The 20061-nt window shown below is 62.5% G+C and carries 22 protein-coding genes; 11 read left to right on the forward strand and 11 right to left on the reverse strand.

The window, feature by feature from the left end; genetic code table 11:
• Positions 1-25: 25 nt before the first annotated feature.
• Together ggt and E8E68_RS09000 are read left to right on the forward strand one after the other, a co-directional pair.
• Positions 26-1816, forward strand: a complete 1791-nt coding sequence (gene ggt / locus E8E68_RS08995; RefSeq protein ID WP_280340772.1) for a gamma-glutamyltransferase — start codon at positions 26-28, stop codon at positions 1814-1816.
• Positions 1817-1886: 70 nt separating this feature from the next.
• Positions 1887-2768, forward strand: a complete 882-nt coding sequence (locus tag E8E68_RS09000; RefSeq protein ID WP_110747639.1) for a LysR substrate-binding domain-containing protein — start codon at positions 1887-1889, stop codon at positions 2766-2768.
• A 22-nt stretch (positions 2769-2790) separates the two neighbouring features.
• Here the strand turns inward: E8E68_RS09000 and E8E68_RS09005 are convergent, their stop codons facing one another.
• From E8E68_RS09005 to E8E68_RS09020, 4 genes are all read right to left on the reverse strand, one after another.
• Positions 2791-3387 carry an START domain-containing protein gene (locus E8E68_RS09005; RefSeq protein WP_266029737.1) on the reverse strand — a complete coding sequence of 199 codons (597 nt, stop codon included), beginning with the start codon at positions 3385-3387 and terminating at the stop codon, positions 2791-2793.
• A gap of 88 nt (positions 3388-3475) precedes the next feature.
• A complete protein-coding gene (locus E8E68_RS09010) occupies positions 3476-4312 on the reverse strand; it encodes a bifunctional allantoicase/(S)-ureidoglycine aminohydrolase (RefSeq protein ID WP_110747635.1) in 837 nt (278 codons plus the stop codon).
• 133 nt (positions 4313-4445) lie between these two features.
• Positions 4446-5810 (reverse strand): LLM class flavin-dependent oxidoreductase, encoded by a 1365-nt coding sequence (locus E8E68_RS09015; RefSeq protein WP_280340774.1) that lies wholly within the window; start codon positions 5808-5810, stop codon positions 4446-4448.
• A gap of 14 nt (positions 5811-5824) precedes the next feature.
• Positions 5825-6805 (reverse strand): aliphatic sulfonate ABC transporter substrate-binding protein, encoded by a 981-nt coding sequence (locus E8E68_RS09020; protein WP_280340776.1) that lies wholly within the window; start codon positions 6803-6805, stop codon positions 5825-5827.
• 199 nt (positions 6806-7004) lie between these two features.
• On the opposite strand from E8E68_RS09020, the gene E8E68_RS09025 reads away from it, so the two are divergent.
• Positions 7005-7886 (forward strand): hypothetical protein, encoded by an 882-nt coding sequence (locus E8E68_RS09025; RefSeq protein WP_266029741.1) that lies wholly within the window; start codon positions 7005-7007, stop codon positions 7884-7886.
• A 124-nt stretch (positions 7887-8010) separates the two neighbouring features.
• A complete protein-coding gene (locus E8E68_RS09030; RefSeq protein ID WP_266029742.1) occupies positions 8011-8682 on the forward strand; it encodes a TetR/AcrR family transcriptional regulator in 672 nt (223 codons plus the stop codon).
• A 73-nt stretch (positions 8683-8755) separates the two neighbouring features.
• Here the strand turns inward: E8E68_RS09030 and E8E68_RS09035 are convergent, their stop codons facing one another.
• Entirely contained in the window at positions 8756-9763 is a 1008-nt protein-coding gene (locus E8E68_RS09035; RefSeq protein ID WP_280340778.1) for a GlxA family transcriptional regulator, read from the reverse strand.
• A gap of 161 nt (positions 9764-9924) precedes the next feature.
• Between E8E68_RS09035 and E8E68_RS09040 the strand changes: the two genes are divergently transcribed.
• Positions 9925-10395 carry an FAD/FMN-containing dehydrogenase gene (locus E8E68_RS09040; RefSeq protein ID WP_280340780.1) on the forward strand — a complete coding sequence of 157 codons (471 nt, stop codon included), beginning with the start codon at positions 9925-9927 and terminating at the stop codon, positions 10393-10395.
• A gap of 102 nt (positions 10396-10497) precedes the next feature.
• Positions 10498-10710: a PLDc N-terminal domain-containing protein gene (locus E8E68_RS09045; protein WP_110747614.1), complete on the forward strand. Its 213-nt coding sequence runs from the start codon at positions 10498-10500 to the stop codon at positions 10708-10710.
• A gap of 44 nt (positions 10711-10754) precedes the next feature.
• Here E8E68_RS09045 and E8E68_RS09050 read toward each other — a convergent pair whose 3' ends face one another.
• Positions 10755-11081: a hypothetical protein gene (locus tag E8E68_RS09050; RefSeq protein ID WP_266029746.1), complete on the reverse strand. Its 327-nt coding sequence runs from the start codon at positions 11079-11081 to the stop codon at positions 10755-10757.
• 189 nt (positions 11082-11270) lie between these two features.
• Between E8E68_RS09050 and E8E68_RS09055 the strand changes: the two genes are divergently transcribed.
• A complete protein-coding gene (locus E8E68_RS09055) occupies positions 11271-11681 on the forward strand; it encodes a RidA family protein (RefSeq protein ID WP_280340783.1) in 411 nt (136 codons plus the stop codon).
• Positions 11682-11795: 114 nt separating this feature from the next.
• On the forward strand, positions 11796-12665 hold the full coding sequence (locus tag E8E68_RS09060; protein WP_266029748.1) for a DMT family transporter: 870 nt from the start codon (positions 11796-11798) through the stop codon (positions 12663-12665).
• On the opposite strand, the gene E8E68_RS09065 is transcribed toward E8E68_RS09060, so the two are convergent.
• Together E8E68_RS09065 and E8E68_RS09070 are read right to left on the reverse strand one after the other, a co-directional pair.
• Positions 12662-13381, reverse strand: a complete 720-nt coding sequence (locus E8E68_RS09065) for a TorF family putative porin (protein ID WP_266029749.1) — start codon at positions 13379-13381, stop codon at positions 12662-12664. The genes E8E68_RS09060 and E8E68_RS09065 overlap by 4 nt on opposite strands.
• 79 nt (positions 13382-13460) lie before the next feature.
• Entirely contained in the window at positions 13461-13712 is a 252-nt protein-coding gene (locus E8E68_RS09070; protein ID WP_266029750.1) for a hypothetical protein, read from the reverse strand.
• Between the two features lie 205 nt (positions 13713-13917).
• Here E8E68_RS09070 and E8E68_RS09075 point away from each other — a divergent pair, with 205 nt between their 5' ends.
• Positions 13918-15297 carry a DUF3300 domain-containing protein gene (locus tag E8E68_RS09075; protein ID WP_280340785.1) on the forward strand — a complete coding sequence of 460 codons (1380 nt, stop codon included), beginning with the start codon at positions 13918-13920 and terminating at the stop codon, positions 15295-15297.
• Positions 15294-16187 carry a DUF2950 domain-containing protein gene (locus E8E68_RS09080; protein ID WP_266029752.1) on the forward strand — a complete coding sequence of 298 codons (894 nt, stop codon included), beginning with the start codon at positions 15294-15296 and terminating at the stop codon, positions 16185-16187. Before E8E68_RS09075 ends, E8E68_RS09080 begins: the two co-directional genes overlap by 4 nt.
• Before the next feature lie 206 nt (positions 16188-16393).
• Here E8E68_RS09080 and E8E68_RS09085 read toward each other — a convergent pair whose 3' ends face one another.
• From E8E68_RS09085 to E8E68_RS09095, 3 genes are all read right to left on the reverse strand, one after another.
• Positions 16394-16630: a transcriptional regulator gene (locus E8E68_RS09085; protein WP_266029753.1), complete on the reverse strand. Its 237-nt coding sequence runs from the start codon at positions 16628-16630 to the stop codon at positions 16394-16396.
• A 24-nt stretch (positions 16631-16654) separates the two neighbouring features.
• Positions 16655-18073: an amino acid permease gene (locus tag E8E68_RS09090; protein ID WP_266029754.1), complete on the reverse strand. Its 1419-nt coding sequence runs from the start codon at positions 18071-18073 to the stop codon at positions 16655-16657.
• Between the two features lie 321 nt (positions 18074-18394).
• Positions 18395-18817, reverse strand: a complete 423-nt coding sequence (locus tag E8E68_RS09095; RefSeq protein WP_266029755.1) for an Lrp/AsnC family transcriptional regulator — start codon at positions 18815-18817, stop codon at positions 18395-18397.
• A 184-nt stretch (positions 18818-19001) separates the two neighbouring features.
• Here E8E68_RS09095 and E8E68_RS09100 point away from each other — a divergent pair, with 184 nt between their 5' ends.
• On the forward strand, positions 19002-20054 hold the full coding sequence (locus E8E68_RS09100; RefSeq protein WP_266029756.1) for an ornithine cyclodeaminase: 1053 nt from the start codon (positions 19002-19004) through the stop codon (positions 20052-20054).
• The last annotated feature ends 7 nt before the right edge of the window (positions 20055-20061 follow it).

Consider the following 20061-nt stretch of genomic DNA (forward strand, 5'->3'; position numbering starts at 1 on the left):
GACAGGTAGCAGCAGGAAGCAAGCGATGAAGTTCTCGACGCCATTGATGAGCGCACTGTGCCTGCTGGCGAGCAGTGGCTGGGCCTGTGCCGACCAGGTGCTGCCCGCACCACCGGAACTGGCCTCCGGCTACCGCAGCGGCTTGCAGCCGGTGCACGCCAGCCGGCACATGGTCGCCGCCGCCAACCCGCTGGCCAGCGAAGCGGGGCGCGCGATGTTGCGTGCAGGTGGCAGCGCCATCGACGCTGCCATCGCCATGCAAATGGTACTGACCCTGGTCGAGCCGCAGTCCAGCGGCATTGGTGGCGGTGGGTTCATCCTGTATTGGGATGGCAAGCGGGTGCAGGCGTTCGACGGCCGCGAGGCAGCACCCGCAGGCGTCTCGGAAAGGCTGTTCCTGCAAGCCGATGGCTCACCCATGCCATTCCGGGCTGCGCAGATTGGCGGGCGATCAGTGGGCGTGCCCGGTGTGCTGCGCGCCTTGAAGCTGGCCCACGAACAGCACGGCAAGCTACCCTGGCGCGACCTGTTCGCCCCGGCCATTGCCTTGGCGCGCAACGGTTTCGCGGTTTCCCAGCGCCTTCACACCTTGGTGGAAGGTGATCCTTTCATTGCCCGCTCACCGGCCATGGCCCGCTACTTCCTCGACGACCAGGGCAAGCCACTGGCAGTGGGGAGCATCCTGCGCAACCCAGCGCTTGCACACACCCTGGAGCAGATTGCCGCGCAAGGCCCTGATTCGTTCTATCGCGGCGAGATTGCCGAAGCGATCGTGGCGGAGGTGCGCAGCCATGCCAACGCCGGTTACCTGTCGTTGCAGGACTTGCAGCAGTACCAGGCCAGGCAGCGCGAACCGGTGTGCGGCCCGTACAAAGCCTGGCAGGTCTGCGGCATGCCGCCGCCGTCGTCGGGTGGGGTCACCGTGCTGCAGACCTTGGGCATGCTCGAAGCCGTACAGCGCGCCGCGCCGCAACGGGACCTGGCCGCGTTACGGCCCCTGGCCAGTTCGTCTGTCGCCCGGCTGGAGGCCCCCCCAATGGCCGTGCACCTGATTGCCGAGGCCGAGCGCCTGGCCTATGCCGATCGTGCTCAGTACCTGGCAGACAGCGATTATGTGCCGGTACCGGTCAACGCCATGATCGATCCCGCCTACCTGGCCAGCCGCGCTACGCGGATCGGCGATTACAGCATGCAGCGTGCCGACCCAGGCCGGCCACACGGCGCCAACCTGGCGCTGGCGGCGGACCGCTCGCCACTGCGCATCTCCACCTCCCACCTCAGCGCGGTGGATGACCGCGGCCAGGCACTGGCCATGACGACCTCGGTAGAGGCAGCGTTCGGTTCACACCTGATGGTCAAGGGTTTCGTGCTCAACAATCAGCTGACCGACTTCTCGTTCATCCCTGAGGAGCACGGCATGCCCGTGGCCAACCGGGTGCAACCAGGCAAGCGGCCGCTGTCCGCCATGGCGCCGACCCTGGTGTTTTCGCGTGCTTCCGGCGAACTGCTGGCCAGCCTGGGTTCACCCGGCGGCTCACAGATCATCGGTTACGTGAACAAGGCGCTGGTCGGCCTGCTGGATTGGCAACTCGACCCACAACAGGCCGCAGGGCTGCCCAACTTCGGCAGCCGCAATGCAGGTACCGAAGTGGAAGCAGGGCTGACCAGCTCGGCGCTGATTCGCCAGTTGACGGCCTGGGGCCACGAAGTGACTCCCATGACCATGACCAGCGGCATGCAGATCATTCAACGCAGTGGCAAGGGCTGGGACGGTGGGGCCGACCCTCGACGCGAAGGTGTCGCCCTGGGTGACTAGCGCAGCGCGTTGCGCAGCCTGAGGTGGCGTGATAGAAGTCAGTCTTGTCATTCAGTAGTTGAATACCCGGATGTCTATCAGCGTTAAATCGAATAGGGCCCTTTTCGACCTCGACCTGTTGCGCGCCATTGTCGTGGTGGCCGACTGCGGCAGTTTCACCACCGCTGCCGCGCGGCTGCATTCCACCCAGTCGACCATCAGCCAGAAGGTCCGTCGCCTCGAGGACATGGTCGGCCACCGCTTGTTGGTGCGCGGCAACCGCGATGTCCTGCCGACCGACGCCGGGCAGACCCTGCTCGGCTATGCCAGGCACATGCTGGCGCTGAACGACCAGATGCTCGAAGCCCTGGCCGGGGCGATGGTCGGCACCACCGTACGCCTTGGTGTGCCCGAGGATTTTGTAGGCGGGCGCACCACCAATGCGTTGTCGGCATTCAGCCGGCTGCACCCGCAGGTGAAGCTGGAGGTGACCAGCGGCCTGTGCCGTGACCTCAGCCAGGCGTACGACAACGGCGAACTCGACCTGGTGCTGCTCAAGCAGCGACGCAACAGCCGCGAGGGCGTGGCCTGCTGGCCAGAACGTTTGCAGTGGATCGACAGCGCGCGCACGCCGGCCTTCGAACTGGACCCGATCCCGCTGGTGACGTTCCCGCCACGCGGCCTGTACCGTGAAGACATGATCAACGCCATCGAAGGCATGGGCAGGCGCTGGCGGATCAGCTTCACCAGTTCCAGCCTCAGCGGCATCCAGGCTGCCGTCGCCGATGGCATGGGCATCAGCTTGCTGCCGCCCAGGGCGGCCACTGGCGAGCACCGGGTGCTGGGGGATGGGCAAGGGCTGCCGGAGGTCGACAGCTACGAAATCGTCATCGTGCACCGGCCCACGGCGGATGTGATGGTGAAGGCGTTGGCCGAGGTGATGACGCAATTGCTGGCCGGTGGCGGCATCTGACAGGGCCGGCGTTCCGATGTGCTCAAGGCTGACGCTCAGCCACCGCCCGCAATGTCCGCAAGGTCACCACCGGTGCATCCACCACGAAGCGGTTGGCCAGCCAGCCGGGCACATCCCCGGCCGGGTCGGCCTGTAACTGGTAGGTCACTTCGGTCTCGCGCTCGCCCAACGGCTTCATCCGCCACTCGCCGCTCAGGTGCTGCACGCGAATCAGCCCGGCTACTTTGGGAATCCTGTCCGGCTCGGCACTCAGGTGCCGCAGCAGGGTGCCGTCATCCAGCCGCTCGCTGGTCACCTTCAGCACGATGTCGCGCGGCATGGTTGGCCATGGCAGGTTGGTGGTCAGGTACACCCAGGTGTTGGCGCCATCCACGTCCAGCAGGCGCATCTGGTCGCAGGCATACAGCCACTTGCAAGCCACACGCAGGTTTTCCTGCAGGTCGGTCAATGTGCGCACGCTGGCTTTCATGGTGCTCACGCCGCGAAACTGCTGGTAGGGTGACTCTGCCACGCCACGCAGGTACACCCGAATGCCTTCGCGGTCGTAGGCCAGGTTCCAGTCATCGGCAGCCAGGGCAGGCGTACACAGTAACAGGGCGGCGAGCAGGCAGCGGTTCATGGCTGGTACCGCGCGGGGAGGGTGTTTCAGTATGTGCTGCAAACAGCAAGCCCGCCAGGTTGGCGGGCTTGCGGGCTTCAGCCTGTGCTTAGCGCTGAGGGTTCAGCGTCAGGTGCACGTGACGGTTCACGTCCTTGTACAGCAGGTAGCTGAAGTTGCCTGGGCCGCCGGCGTAGCAGGCCTGTGGGCAGAAGGCGCGCAGCCACATGAAGTCGCCGGCTTCTACCTCGACCCAGTCCTGGTTCAGGCGATACACCGCCTTGCCTTCCAGCACGTACAGCCCATGCTCCATGACGTGGGTTTCCGCGAACGGGATTACACCGCCCGGCTGGAACGTGACGATGTTCACGTGCATGTCGTGGCGCATGTCAGCCATGTCGACGAAGCGGGTGGTTTTCCAGCGGCCTTCGGTGCCCGGCATTTCGATGACGGTGGCGTTGTCACGGTGGGTAACGAAGGATTCCGGTACGTCCAGGCCTTCAACTTTCTGGTAGTGCTTGCGCAGCCAGTGGAAGGTGACGTTGGATTTGCTGTTGTTGCGCAGGCTCCACTCGGCGCCCGGGGCCAGGAAGGCATAGCCGCCCGGTACCAGGGTGTGGTGCTTGCCTTCGACGGTGATGTCCAGCTCGCCTTCGACGATGAACACCACGGCTTCGGCGTTAGGGTCCAGTTCAGGGCGCTCGCTGCCGCCTTCCGGTGCCAGTTCGACGATGTATTGGGAGAAGGTTTCGGCAAAGCCGGTCAGCGGGCGGGCGATGACCCACATGCGCATCTTGTCCCAGAACGGCAGATGGCTGGTGACGATGTCGCGCATCACGCCTTTTGGGATGACGGCGTAGGCTTCGGTGAACATGGCACGGTCAGTCAGCAGCTCGGTTTGAGCCGGGTGCCCACCGTGGGGGGCGAAGTACGAATGGTTCGACATGGACAATCTCGACTTGTTGTTCTCTCCCCATGCCGTGAACCGCACCGGCCGGTGCGGCGCAGGGGATGTGGTGACAGAATAGGGTCGAGCGCGTGCCATCCACAAATTAAATGTTGGAATACCCGGTATTTGATCACTGAATGTCGACCTGGCGCGCCGCGTGCCCCTCCGGCAGGCGGTCACCCTGGCCGAACAGCTTGTGGCGCAAGGTGCCCTCGGCGTAGTGCAGCGGGTAGCGACCACGGCGTTGCAGCTCGGGCACCAGCAGTTCGACCACATTGGCCAGGTCATCCGGTTGCACGGCGTAGGTCAGGTTGAAACCGTCGATGCCAGTCTGGTCCAGCCAGCTTTCCAGCTGGTCGGCGATGCTGCCGGGATCACCCACCAGCACCGGGCCACGGCCACCCAAACCCACGAACTCGGCGGCCTCGCGTACCGTCCAGCGGCGGTTCGGGTCAGCGGCAGTGAAAGCGGCCAGGGCGGCACGCCCTGCGTCGTTTTCCATGTACTCGATCGGCGCGTCTGGGTCCAGGCCGGCAAAGTCGATGCCGGTCCAGCCTGACAACAGCGCCAGGGCGGCGTCCAGGTCGACATAACGGCGGTATTCGGCAAAGCGCGCCTCCGCTTGCTCGCGAACAGGCGCAACGATCAGTAGCGCCTGGGCGTAGATCAGGACTTCGTCACGGCCACGCCCGGCGGCTGCGCTGGCCTGGCGGATGCCGTCGGCGTAGCGGCGCAGCACTGTCGGTGTCGGCCCGCTGATGAACACGCATTCGGCGTGTCGCGCGGCAAACTGCTGGCCACGTGCCGAAGCGCCGGCCTGGAACAGCACCGGGGTGCGTTGCGCAGACGGCTGGCACAGGTGCATGCCGGGCACCTGAAAATGCTCGCCTGCATGGTTGATCGGGTGCACGCGCGAGGGCTCGATATAGCGCCCGCTGTCGCGGTCCAGCACTACCGCGTCGTCGTCCCAGCTCTTTTCCCACAGCTTGTACAGCACCTGCAGGTACTCCTCGGCCAGGTCGTAGCGCTGGTCGTGGCCCAGCTGGCGCGCCTGGCCCAGGTTGCGCGCAGCGCTGTCGAGGTAGCCGGTGACAATGTTCCAGCCAACCCGGCCATTGCTCAGGTGGTCGAGCGTGGACATGCGTCGGGCGAAGGGGTAGGGGTGTTCGTAGGTCAGCGAGAATGTAACGCCAAAACCCAAATGCCGGGTAACCCCGGCCATGGCCGGCACCAGTAACAGCGGGTCGTTCACCGGTACCTGTACGCCACCGCGCAGGGCGGCCTGGGGGCCGCCCTGGTAAACATCGTAGATACCCAGCACATCGGCGATGAACAGGGCGTCAAACAGGCCGCGTTCGAGCAGCCGGGCCAGGTCGGTCCAGTAGTCCAGGCGGTTGAACGCCACACTGGTGTTACGCGGGTGGCGCCATAACCCGGGGGACTGGTGGCTGGCGGCATTCATGCTGAACGCGTTGAAGCGGATCGGGCGAGGCATGCTGGCGGCTCCGTTCAAGGCAACACGGAAGCCGGGTAGACCGCGTCGGCCACCTGCAGCTTGCGCGGAATCAGGCCCAGGCCCTGGAAGGTGTCAGCCAGCTTCTGTTGCTCGGCAACGATCTGCGGGGTGATGGCCACGGCGTTATAGTTGCGCCGCTCGCTGGCCACTTCCAGCACGTTGGCACTGATCCCCAGCTGCGGGGCCAGCAATGCGGCCACTTCGGCCGGCTTGGCGTTGGCCCACTGGCTGACCTTGCCCAGTTCGACGAAGAAGGTTTTCAGCAGCGCGCGATGCTGGTCGGCGTAGCTGGCGGTGGACAGGTAGAAGGTGCGGTTGTTGGACAGGCCGCTGCCGTCGCGCAGGTTCTTCAGGCCCGGCTGGCTTTCTGCGGCGGCAAGGAACGGATCCCACAGGGTCACGGCCTGGACGCTGCCCGATTGCAAGGCGGCCACGGCATCAGCGGCATTGTTGACGTAGGCAGGGGTGATGTCCTGGTAGCTCAGGCCAGCCTGTTGCAGTGCCACGGCCAGCAGGTACTGGGCATTCCAGCCGCGGCCGGTGGCCACGCGCTTGCCTTTGAGGTCCTGCACGCTGGCCAGGTGGTCCTGTTCGCGAACCACCAGGCCGATGCCGCGTGGGTAGGGCTGCTCTGCGGCCAGGTAGACCACCGGCTTGCCGGCGGCCTGGGCAAACACTGACGGCGCGTCAGCGGCATGGCCCAGGTCGATGGCGCCCGTGCTCAGTGCCTCAAGCAGTTGCGGGCCGGCGGCAAACTCGTGCCAGCTGACTTTCACACCTTGTGCCGCCAGTGCCTTTTCCAGGGCGCCGCTGCCTTTGAGGATGTTAATGCTGTTGAACTTCTGATAACCGATGCGCAGGGTCTCAGGGTTATCGGCGAGGGCTTGGGACCACGGCAAAAGGGCGCTGGCAATACTGGCCAGCAGGCCGCCGACCAATAGTCGGCGCAACGGAGAGAGGGGGCGGGCAGACATGGGTATCGTTCCTTTGATCGGGTGTTGGGCGATGCACTCAGCCTAAGGACCAGGCAATGGCCTTTCAATTTCTTTATGCATTTCTGTTAGATTGTTTTGTTATTTTTATATCCTTTTGTTTTTTTGCCCGCTGGGTAAATTTCGACATATTTTTCACATTCCCTTGCTAGGATCCCCGGCAATCCCGAGGAGCCCCTACATGCCGCACATCCTGCGCAAACGCAGCACCCGCATCGTCTTCATAGCCACCACCGGTCTGCTTGCGGCCACCTTGGGTTTCTTCGCATGGCAGAGTTTCTACCCGGTCCAGGCCGCCGCTGGCTGGGACGTCGAGGTGCTGCACACGGATGTCACCAAGGCCGCTTCGCTGCTGCCGCAAGCCGATGGCAGCCTGCTGGTCAGCCGCGAGCTTGACGATGGCCAGGGCAGCATCCTCAAGATTACCGCCCAGGGTGACCGGGTCGTGGTCATCGACAACCTCTCCAAGCCAGACGGCATGGTGGCGGCGCAAGGTGGCTGGGTGTTCAGCCAGGAAGGTGGTGCGGCACCTGTCAGCCTGGCGCGTGATGGCCAGGTAACCCGGCTGTTCGACGGCGAGAGCGTGCAAGGCCTGTGGAACGATGGCGACCACCTGTATGCCATCGAAGACCGCAAGGGCAACGGCCGGCTGATGCGTTATGGCTGGACCAGTGGCCAGCTTGAAGTGCTGCGTTCCGGCTTGACCGAAACCGAAGGCCTCACCGGTTGCGGGGGCCGCCTGCTGTACACCGAAAAAGCCAAAGGCAGGGTCCGCGCCTTGGCCGACGATGGCCGTGACCCGGTGGTGGTCGATGGCCTGCGCAACCCGACATTCCTTTACTGTGATCAGCGTGGCCTGTGGATCAGCGAGGACAACACGCACCGTGCCCGCCTGCTGCGCATCGATGCCGATGGCAGCCAGCACACTGTGCTGACCTTCCTCAAGGCGCCTCAGGCGATCATTGGCGATGGCAAGGGCGGTTACCTGCTGGCCGAGGGCGGGCGCAACCGCGTGCTGCACCTGACGCCGCCGCCGGAGCCTGTCACCGCCCGGCGCGACTGATCCGGCGCCTGGCAGAAGCCGCCCGGCAGCACGTTGACATGGCTACCCGACCAACAGCGTGCTTCCCTGCATGGCCGTGCTAACGGATAATCCCCGCATTCCAATAAACAGCCTGTGAGTGGGTATGAGTGATTCCGTAGTCGGCCTTGGCCAGCCTGAAACCGAAGGGGGGCGCAGAACGCGCAAGAACAACCCCGAGAAAACCCGCGAGGACATCCTCCAGGCCGCCATCAACGAGTTCGTCCAGCAAGGGCTGGCCGGCGCCCGCGTCGACGCCATCGCCGAGCGTACTGCCACCTCCAAGCGCATGATCTACTACTACTTCGGCAGCAAGGAGCAGCTGTACTGCGAGTGCCTGATCAAGCTGTACGGCGACATTCGCAAGACCGAGCAGAGCCTGGACCTGGAGTCGCTGCCAGCCGATCAGGCGATCCGCCGCCTGGTGGAGTTCACCTTCGACCACCACGACCGCAATGTCGATTTCGTGCGGATCATCTGCACCGAAAACATTCACTATGGCGAGTACGTCAAGCAGTCGCCGGCCATTCGCGAAATGAGCAGCCTGGTGCTCGAGGCCCTGGGCAACACCCTGCGCCGCGGGGTAGAGGAGGGTGTGTTTCGTGCCGGTATCGAGGTTATCGACCTGCACATGCTGATGAGTTCGTTCTGCTTCTATCGGGTGTCCAACCGCCATACCTTCGGCGAGATCTTCCAGATCGACTTGTCGGACGACGAGGTCAAGCTGCGGCACAAGGCGATGATCTGCGATGCGGTGCTACGGTACATTCAGGTCTAGCACCGTCCCTGAGCGTGGCCAAATGGCCGGGTTGAGCCTCGCGCGAAAGGTTCAGCCTCGGCCATGGCGCGGGTCACTCGCCCAGCCGTTGCTCCCGCGACGGCGGGTAGCCGAAGTACGCCGCATAGCACTTGCTGAAGTGCGACACCGAAACAAACCCGCAGGCCACCGCCACCTCCATCACTGACAGGTCGGAATACTGCAGCAGCCTGCGGCTCTTGGTAATGCGCAATTCCATGTAGTAGCGCCGTGGCGAGGTGCCCAGCTGTGCCTGGAACAGCCGGTCGATCTGCCGCCGCGAGCGCCCGCTGTAGGCGGCCAGCTGGTCGAGGCTGAGGGTTTCCTCAAGGTTGTTTTCCATCAGTTCGACAATGGTGCGCAGGTGCAGGCTCATGGACTTTTTCGCCCCTGGGCCCACCTGGCGGTAGCGTGCGCCGGAGAACGAGAGGATTTCCTCCACGCCTTCGGCCAGGCCATCGCCATACAGGCGGCGCACCAGGCCCAGCATCAACTCCATGGCGCCATTGGGGCTGGCGGCGCTGAGGCGGTCGCGGTCGAGGGTGAAGCTGGCCGGGGTAGTGCGGGTTTGCGGGCTGCGCTCGGACAGACTGGCGCGCTGCTCGGGGTGGATGCTGCAACCATAGTCGTCCAGTACCCCGGCGCGGCCAAGGAACCACGCGCCGTTCCACAGGCCACCCAGGGCCATGCCGTGGGCAGCGCAATCGCCCAGCAGGCGGTCGAGCTCCGGGTACTTCAGGGGTGTGCGCAACCCCCCGCAAATCACCAGCAGGTCCAGCTCTTTCAATGCCTCCGCCGACAGCTCTGTGGCCACCAGTTCCAGCCCCAGGTCGCTGACCACACGGTCGCCGTCCAGCGACAGCGGGGTGAACCGGAAACTGTCGGCACGCAACAGGTTGGCCGTGACCAGCACGTCCATGGCCACGGTGAAACTGGCCATGGAGAAGTGTTCGAGCAGGACGAAATCGACCCGATAGGGGGCCTGGGCATTGGCGCTGCTGGTCTTGAGCCGCAGCATGTTGCTGGTGCTGGTCTTCTTGCTGAACTGGCGTGGCGTGGGCACTCTGGACTCCGCTTCCTGGCTGGCCTGGAGAGTGTGGCGGGTGGCAGGGGGAAAGACAATGTTCCGGGTGGCTGTGTCGTATTACAGGTCGTGTTCAGGCAACCTGTAAGGCTTGGCACTTTGACGCTATGCTGGCGCCTTGGTCATTGAGGATGCCACTGATGAAATATGCCGCTACCTTGTTGTTCAGCCTGCTGCCGCTGCTGGCCAATGCCGTTGAGCCCGGCGACAAGCTTGCACCGTTCACGCTGCTTGACCAGTACGACCAGGCCTACAGCCTTGGGGACGACACCAAGGTTTTGCTGGTGGCACGTGACATGGACGGCGCCAAGCTGGTCAACGCGGTGCTGGCCGAGCAGCCCAAAGGTTACCTGGAGGCGCGCGATGCGGTCTTCGTGGCCGACATCCAGCGTATGCCTGCGCTGATCAGCAAACTGTTCGCCATCCCGGCCATGCGCGATTACAGCTACCGGGTGCTGCTTGACCGTGAAGGGCGGGTGGCCAGCCGTTACACCGGGGAGAAGGGCCAGGTGCAGTGGTTGCAGCTTGAGCAGCGCGCGTTGGTCAGCCAGCGGGCATTTGCCGATGCAGCCGCGTTGAAGGCAGCGCTGGAGACCGCAGCGCAGCATTGAGGGCATGCCGCAGGCCTCTTGAGAAACAGTACTGCGCAAATCAATCTGAACCCTCAGCGCCCGCTGCGACCCAACCCATTACATGCCAATGGGAGAGCGCACATGGAAATCGGAACGATCTGGATCATCATCGCAGCCTTGGTCATCCTCCTGGAAATCTGGGCCATCTGGCACATCATCGGCAGTGAGCGGCGCGCCGAGCGCAAGATGCTGTGGGTCGTCTTCGTGGTCTACGCACCCTTCCCAGGTTTGCTGTTCTGGGCCTGGCGCGGCCCGCGGGCGGTGAAAGGCAGGGCGGTACTGCAGGAAAAATGACCAGTCGCGGCCTCGGGCGCGGGGGCGCCTGAGGCCGTCGGGGTTCATTTGGGCAGGATGTCGAAACGCATCGCTGGGCCGAGCCCGTCTACCATCAGGCAGCCGTAGAACTTCACGGTAGACAGCACGCGCAATTCCTTCAGCGCGTCATGAAGGTAATCGTGCACCAGCTTTTCAGCTTCCCGTTTGCGCTCAGTGGGTGTGGTGCTTTTGAGCGTGATCATGCCCAGCAGGGTGGTTTCAATGTGCTCGACGGTGTCCAGCCCGAGCTTTTCGCGCAGGTGCAGACGCGCCAGCGCCGCATCGGTTTCATCGCGGGCAGGGTTATTTGGCTTGATGGTGTAGGCCAGCTGAAAATCGAATTTGCTCATGGGGGGTTCCCTGTTGGGTAAAGGCTTCCGTGCCGGGTCTTGCAATTTACCGGCTGGTGCGCGCTGCGCAAACAGACGCGTGGTTCAAGCAACGGGCTGCTGTGTGGGAAAAGTCTTACGCTGCGCTTGACCTCGACTTAACTTCAGGTCCGAAACTGCGCCGCTCTTCCCATCGAGCGAGGGCTTGTCATGACCCAACCACGCGCATTCCAGCTAACCAACCCCGCAGGCCTTTACGACCCCCGTGGCAACGCCTACTCCCACGTCGCGGAGGTGCGCGCCGGCAGCCGTCTGCTGTACATCGCCGGCCAGGGAGGGGAGGACAGCAACGGCCAGTTGTCGCCGTTGTTCAGCGAACAGGCCCGCCAGGCATTGGCAAACCTTGAGCTGGCGCTGGCGTCGAGAGGCGCCGGCTTGGCTCAGGTGTTCAAGCTGACCCTGCTGATTGTCGATCACGCCGAACCGCGCCTGCGCGAATGGGTGGCCGAAGCCGACAGGGCCTGGGGCCCGCACCTGAAGCCGACCTGTACACTGATCCCGGTACCCCGGTTGGCGCTGGACGGCATGCTGGTGGAAATCGAGGCCGTAGCCGCAACGTAATGAAGCGGGCGCACCCTGTGCCAGCCGCCATAGTGGATGGTTCCTTGTGTATCGGTGCCTGTCCTGACTACATTGCCGCTACAAGAACAAAGTCCACTCAAAGGTGACGCCACCATGAGCACCGGCACCACCACGCTTACCGACCGCAGGGCCTGGTTCTGGCCTGCAATGTTCAGCCTGGTGGCGTTTGCCGCCAACTCGGTGTTCTGCCGGCTGGCCCTGAAAGACGGGGCAATCGACCCTGCATCCTTCACCATGGTGCGTCTGGCCAGCGGTGCCTTGTGCCTGTTGCTGCTGATACGCGTGCGCAGGCCGGCGCAGCGCATGGGTGGAAGTTGGCGAGGTGGCCTGGCACTGTTCCTCTATGCCTTCCTGTTTGCTGCGGCCTACTTGCACCTCGGGGCCGGGGCGGGCGCCCTGCTGCTGTTCGGCGCTGTGCAGATCACCATGTTCGGTTTTGCCTGGTACAAAGGCGAACGCATCACTGTGCGTATGCTGGTGGGCATGCTGATCGCTTTCGTTGGCCTGCTGGTATTGCTGTTGCCCGGTACATCGGCGCCACCTGTTGCCAGCGCCTTGCTGATGGCGCTGTCTGGTGTGGCCTGGGGCGTGTATTCGCTGCTGGGCAAAGGCTCGCCCAGGCCGTTGGCCGACACGGCCGGCAATTTTGCCCGCAGCCTGCCTTGTCTCGTGCTGTTGGCGCCGGTGCTGTTGCTGGGTGCTGGTGGTCCCCACCTCACACCGATCGGCGTGTTGTATGGCTTGGGCTCAGGGGTACTGGCGTCGGGTGCCGGTTACGCCGTGTGGTATGGGGTGGTCAGGCAGGTCAGTGCGCAACAGGCGGCGACGCTGCAGCTGAGTGTGCCGGTGATTGCGGCACTGGGCGGGGTTGCCCTGATCGGTGAGACGCTTTCGTTACGCTTGTTGATCGCCTGTGCAGTGGTGTTGGGCGGCATCGCCCTGGCGCTGGTGCCGCGCCGTTAAAAAAAGGCGCGCTGGGCCTTGAGCGTGACGACGCTGTCGCAATAGGTATTGATGCCCGAATAGGCATCACAGCTGGCGCCACTCAGGCTGGAGTTGCTGTAGATCAGGTTCAGGTCGATCCCCAGCCAAGGCCGCGACAGCTCCAGCGACCAGTCTGAAAAGGCATCCACCTGGCCGCCATCACCAATGGTAAACGGTGTGCCCAGGCGGTGGTGTGCCAGCTTGACGGTGAGATCGACGTCGAACAGCGGCAGTTGGCCAAAGTCGGCGAACAGCGTGCCAGTGCGGTTGTCGGGGTTGTTGCGCAGCGCGCCACCGAAACGACTGCCCAGTACCGAGACGCCGCCGTAAAGGGCGTAGCTGTCGGGGCCGGCGATGTTTGGCTGGCTGTAATGGATCAACCCGACCTCATAGCCCAAGGTGCTGTCGAAGTGATGCTTGTAGCCCACGTAACTGTCCAGGCGCAGGGTGGAGTTCGGGGTTACGCCCATGCTCGGGGCGTACTGGCCCAGGTACCAGCCACTGGCGTGGCCGAGGTCGAGGCCACCGTGGAAGGCGCCGACGGCACTGGGTGAGATCAGCCCCTGGGCCATGCTGCGCGAGGGGGTGGTGCCAAGGGTGAAGTCGAAATCCCCCAATTCGCGTGTCATCTGCTGGGCCGGCAGCATGGGGCTGAACAGCAAGGCAGCGCTCAGCAACAGAAGGGGCCTGAACATGGTCTCCATCCTGGAAGGCTTGCGGTTGAGCGGTAAGGATACCTGCGCAGACGGCAGGAGGGAACCTGGATCAGCCCGTTCAGCCTTTGGTCGAACGGTCGGCATCGGCGGCTTCGGTCACCACCGGCAGGTTGCCGGCACGCTGGATCACCCGCCGTTGCTGTTCATAGTCCTCCAGCGACAAGCCACGGCGCTGCAAGGCTTCCAGTTGCAGTTGACGGGTTTCGTCGGCGCTGTACGGGCGCAGTTCGGGGTGGCTGGCACAACCGGCCAGTACAGCAATGCTGGCAGCGGCCAGGGCAGTGCGGAGGAAGTGGGCCTTGGTGTTCATCGAGCAGCTCCGGAATGCAGGGGATTCGCCAGGTTCGAATCGATGGAGCTAGGTTATTGAGCCTGCGCGATGAGTAGAAATTGCCTTGTTCGATAGTCACTATTGACGCGAGCATCAGTGCTAAAAGTTGGCGTCCTTGCATCTGGCCAAAAGCATCGCCATTGCTACCCTTAACCCACGCGATCTGACCTCCTGGGGATAAGCGATGCGCATGCCATTGTTTGCTTTGCTGTCGGCACTGATGTGCCTGAACGCGGCGCCCGGCCTGGTGCTGGCGCAAGACGTACCAGCCCCCGACCCCGCTCCGCAGACCGAGACGGTCGCGGCCAAGACCCCGGTGTTCACGCAAGAGCAACTGGACCAGATGCTGGCGCCGGTTGCGTTGTACCCCGATCCGCTGCTGGCCCAGGTATTGATGGCGGCCACTTACCCGGGGCAGGTGAGCGAAGCTGTGACCTGGTCCAAGGCCAACCCCAAGGCGTCGGGCGATGATGCGGTGAAACAGGTGGCGAAGCAGCCGTGGGACCCGAGCGTGCAAGCGCTGGTAGCCTTCCCCCAGCTGCTGGCGACCCTGGGCCAGGACCCGGTGTGGGTGCAGCGCCTGGGTGATGCGTTCCTCGCGCAGCCCGACGATGTCATGGGCGCGGTGCAGCGCTTGCGTCACCAGGCACAGGCGGCCGGCAACCTGCAAAGCAACCAGTACCAGAACGTGACCGTGCAAGCCGCACCGGCGCCACAGGCTGCCAGCAGCCCCCCATCCACCATCATCATTCAGCCGGCCGACCCGCAAGTGGTGTACGTGCCCAGCTACAACCCGACCACCACCTATGGTACCTGGGCCTACCCGGCTTCACCGCCTGTGTACTACCCGCCGCCGCCGATGTACTACCCTGGTTCCGCGCTGGTGGCCGGCCTGGCCTTCGGTACCGGCGTCGCGATCGTCGCCTCGTTGTGGGGCGACTGCGACTGGGGCAACAATGACATCGATATCGACGTCAACCGTTACAACAATATCAACGCCAACAACCGCATCACCAACAACCAGAACAAATGGCAGCACAATGCCGCCAACCGTGAAGGCGTGCCTTACCGCGATGCCCGCAGCCGCCAGCTGTATGGCCGCCAACTGGACGGCGCCACCCAACGCACTGCCTTCCGGGGCGACGACGCGCAGCGGGCGCAAGCTCGGGACAAGGCCCGGGCCTCGATGGACCGCGCGGGTATCGAACGCCCGGCCACCGACAACCGCCAGGCACGCCAGCAAATGCGCGAAGCGAAGGTGGGCAATTCGGCGGGCAACCGCATGCAATCCGGTGGCGACAATGCCAGAGCAACCGACCGTCGCCAGGAAACACGCAATGCCCAAGGCCGGCAGGTGGCACAGAACCGGCCGGCCAACAGCGCCGGCCGGGCGCGGAACAATGCCTTTGACGGCGTGCGCTCGCCGGCGCGCACCAGTATGCAGGCCAACCGCGGTCACACCAGCCAGTCGTTTGCCCAGCGGCCCAGTGCATCCCGTGCTGCCGGCCACCAGATCTCCCGACCCAGTGCGCCAGTGCGTCGTGGCGGAGGAGGTCGTCGATGAAACGTCAAGTATTTGCAGCAATGCTGCTTGCGACCGGCTTGGCATGGGCCTCCCTGGCGGCTGCCCAGGAGGCATTCCCGACGCCGGAGAAGGCCGTGGAGTCTTTCATTGCGGCGCTGGGTACGGAAAAGGCCGATGAAGCCCGCCTGGCCCAGTTGCTGGGTGATGACTGGCGCACCTACATACCGCGTGGTGGTGTGCAGCGCAGCGACGTGGACACCTTTCTGGAGCAGTATCGCGCGCAGCACAGTATCGACATGGCGGGCGAGGGCAAGGGCATCCTGGCGGTGGGCAGTGATCACTGGACTTTGCCCATACCGTTGACCAGAAGCAGCCAGGGCTGGCGCTTCGACCTCAAGGCCGGCAGCACCGAAATCCGCGCCCGGCGCATCGGCCGCAACGAACTGGCTGCCATGCAGGCGTTGTTGGCTTACCACGACGCGCAGATGGACTATGCCAGCCAGGACCGCAACGGCAACGGTGCGCTGGAGTACGCGCAGAAAATTTTCAGCGAGCCCGGCAAGCATGACGGGCTGTATTGGGATGACGACGGCGATGGCCAGGTCAGCCCGCTGGGGCCGCTGTTTGGCCAGGATGTGGTGGGTGATGACTGGTATGGCTACCACTTCCGCATCTTGGACGCACAAGGCCCGTCCGCCCCCGGTGGCGCCTACAGCTACCTGATCGGCAACCAAATGAGCCGTGGCTTCGCCATGGTCGCCTGGCCGGCCAGCTACGACGACACCGGGGTGATGAGCTTCATGATCAGCCATGACGGCCAGGTGTTCGAAAAAGACCTCGGGCCGCACGGCGACAGGCTGGCCAAGGCGATGAAGCGCTTCGACCCGGATGACAGCTGGAAGGTGGTGGATGTGGCAGCGGGGGATTGAGCCCGCAAATCACTGCAACCCCGCAGCCTTGTCGCTGCTGATGGCGATGGCGATAGGTTCTGATGGGAAGGCGAGAAATATGTCCTGCTCGGAAGTCTGATCGCTGTGAATCGCCGCTGGTTTGCCAGACACCTTCAAGCCTCATCATGAGCCTTGAAGGTGCCTGGCAAACCAGCGGCGATTTACTTGCTCACAGTCGATTATCTCTAGTCGCTGCTCAAGAGTTTCAGTCGATTGAGGACGCTGTTAAGTCGTTCATCGGCTTCTATGTCCCCATCAATCAGCATCTCGGTAGCGGGTGAGCCTTGCTCGACGCGCTGCAGCCAATAAAGTACCGCCATCTTCATGAACCAATGCGGTGTCCGGTCAAGGGTGGCTGCTGCCTGCTTGATCCTTGCCTTGGTTGAATGATCCAGCTTGATACCTGATGTCGATGAGCTCATGCGCGCCTCCTTTCGATGACGGGTTCAGGGTACTGCTGCCACGACGTGGCGTGAGCTGCGTTGCACCTTACGGTGATAGGCAATCAGCAAGCCGATGTACCAGATTGGCATCACATACAGGGCGGTGCGGGTGTCCGTTTCAAGCGCCAGCACGCACAGGACAAACACCAGGAACACCAGAGACATACCCGCCGTGAACCGGCCGCCGGGGAGCTTGAAGGTCGAGCGTGAGTGGGCTGGGTGGTTATTTCGTCGATAAGCGAAATACGACAGCAGGATCAACGACCAGGTCACGATGACCATGACGGCTGAGATCGTCGAGACCAACGTGAAAATTGCCATCACATCGGGGATCACGAACAGTAGAGTCAGTGCGATGACCATGCAAACCCCTGAGAACATCAGTGCGCGTGTGGGTGTGCCAGAGCCTGACAAACGCCCGAAGGCTTGGGGTGCCTGCTTGTTATGAGACAAGCCGAAGAGCATCCGCGACCCGGAATAGATGCCACTGTTGGCAGAGGATGCGGCAGACGTCATGACCACGAAGTTGATCATGCCTGCAGCAGCAGGCAGGCCGCCAAGCAGGAAAAGCTCAACGAAGGGGCTACGATTTGCCGGCACGTTTGCCCAGGAGATCACGCTGATAATGCAAGCGAGGGCGGTGACGTAGAACAGCAGAATCCGCACTGGAATGGTGTTGATGGCTTTGGGCAGTGTTTTTTCTGGGTTGTGGGCTTCCGCCGCCGCAGTGCCAATCAGCTCGGTGCCGACAAACGAAAAGATTGCAATCTGGAACCCGGCGAGAAACCCGAGGATGCCATGCGGCATCATCACGCCGGGCGCTACCAGATTGCTGAAGGACGCGGTGACTCCGCCCGCGGAGGTGTAAGACGTGGCCACCATCACAAGACCGGTGACGACGAGCGCGACGATGGCGATGATCTTGATCAGGCCGAACCAGAATTCCACCTCACCGAACGCTTTCACGGCCAGCATGTTGAGCGCCAAGAGCAGGAACATGGTACCGAAAGCAGGAATCCACGTGGGTAGGTTCGGGTACCAGTACTGCAGAAACCCAGCGACCACTACAACATCACCGACGGCCACGACCACCCAACTTAGCCAGTAAGACCAGGCGAGGATGAAGCCGGCCCTGGGTCCCAGATAATGGTGGACGAGCTCAGCGAATGAGCCCATTTCAAGGTCGGCGAGCAACATTTCTCCCATCGCCCGCATGATGCAGAAAACGAAGAAGCCGATGATTGCGTAGACCAGGATAATCGACGAGCCCGACAGCGCAATCATCTTCCCTGAACCCATGAACAGGCCAGTACCAATGGCGCCGCTAATGGCAATCAGTTGAATGTGACGATTCTCCAGGCGTCGTTTAAGTGTTCGTTCTTCATCGTGGGATGTCGCTTGCGAGTTGCACGTTTGATGCATGAATAACCTCTTATTCTTTTTTTAAGAAAACCGCTACCAGTCTCGTTGCAGGAGAGGGTGCATGGGGGCATCGATAGCCGCCGCATTGTGGGAGGCCGATAGTTCCTGACTAAACTGTCAGATAAATGAAGTTCCTGATAGGCCTGCGCGTTCGCTACGTGTCACGGCTACCGGGCTCTGGAAAATTGGAAGTGCCCATTTTGCCAGCCACAGTTGTCAACCGGAACACTACAAACTGCCAGCGCCCCGTCTGACTTTGAGCAATTTGTATAGGCGAGTCTGCAGTGTGCCAGGTCGCCTGAGCGGCGTATCGAAGAGCCATTACATCTTGAAGGAAGACAGCAAGATGCTGGTTTCAGTGTTGTCGATGTGCTTGATGGAACGGATGGTGTTGAGCGCCTTATCGAAGGCCTCCAGCGTTTCGGCATGCAGCTCCGCCATCAGGTCCCACCTGCCGTTGGTGGTGTGGATGGCAACCACATTGGGGTGCCCGCGTAGTGCATGCTTGACCTCGGCGGCGTGGTGGCCGCTGATGCCGATGCTGGTGATCGCCCTGACGCCGCGCACCATGGCATCGGTTTGCAAGCGCACGGTATACCCGAGAATGACGCCACTCTCTTCAAGCTTGTTCAGCCGGTTCTGAACAGTGGCCCGAGCGACCTTTAGTTTCTTGGCCAATGTCATGACCGGGGTGCGCGCATTGCTTCGTAATAGTGCGATGAGTTCTTGATCGATGTTGTCCATGATGATGCACACTGCCCACATTGCTATTTCTGGTGAGCAAAGTGTCTAGATTCCTGCGGAATTTGGCAACCTGTAAGCTTCATTTTGTATCGAAGGTGCATCAGAATTTCTTCGTCGGCCACATTCATACTTGGCGCTCCCCGCTCAATGCCGAGCAGAGAGTGCACTCATTAGGTGTATAACAATGACGCATTTCATCGATGTACCCACCATGTCTGACCTGGTGCAGGATATTGGCGTAGTTGAATTTCTAGGTGAGCTTTCGAAAGTTATTCACGACGATTTCAAACGCTGGCCGGAGTTCGACAAATCGGCACGCGTGGCCAGCCACTCTGCAGTAGGGGTGATCGAATTGATGCCAGTGGCCGATGCCAGTCGGTATGCGTTCAAGTATGTAAACGGCCATCCATCCAACACATTCAAAGATCTGCATACCGTGATGGCGTTCGGGGTGCTGGCCGATGTCGATACCGGCTATCCAGTGTTGCTTTCCGAACTGACCATTGCAACGGCCCTGCGCACTGCTGCGACCTCCCTGATGGCCGCCAAAGCGCTTGCGCGACCGAACTGCAAGAGAATGGCCCTGATCGGAAATGGGGCGCAGAGCGAATTTCAGGCACTGGCATTCCACAAACATCTGGGGATCCAAGAAATTGCTGCCTTCGACACCGACCCTCAGGCGACAGCCAAGCTGATCAGGAATCTGCAGGAATACCCAGAACTCAAGATCACGCGTGCCCGCAGCGTGGCAGAAGCTGTACATGGTGCAGACATCGTTACGACCGTTACCGCCGATAAGGCCTACGCGACCATCATCACGCCCGATATGCTCGAACCCGGCATGCATCTGAACGCGGTGGGTGGTGACTGCCCAGGCAAAACAGAGTTGCACGCTGATGTCCTGCGCCAGGCCAGGGTTTTTGTCGAGTACGAGCCTCAGACCCGTATTGAAGGTGACATCCAGCAGCTTGAGGCTGATTCACCTGTTGTTGACCTGTGGCGGGTACTGACAGGCGAGGAAGAGGGGCGTCAGAGCGATGACCAGGTCACTGTATTCGATTCTGTCGGCTTCGCCCTCGAGGATTATTCGGTACTGCGCTACGTGCTCCAGCAGGCCCAGCAGCGTGGGGCTGGTACAAAAATTGACCTGGTCCCGTGGGTGGAGGACGACCCGAAGGATCTGTTCAGCCACACCCGTGGCCGCGCCGCAAAAAAACGCATCCGACGCGTTGCATAACCCCCAC

This window comes from Pseudomonas sp. BN607 (genome assembly GCF_029871175.1).
GTDB lineage: Bacteria > Pseudomonadota > Gammaproteobacteria > Pseudomonadales > Pseudomonadaceae > Aquipseudomonas.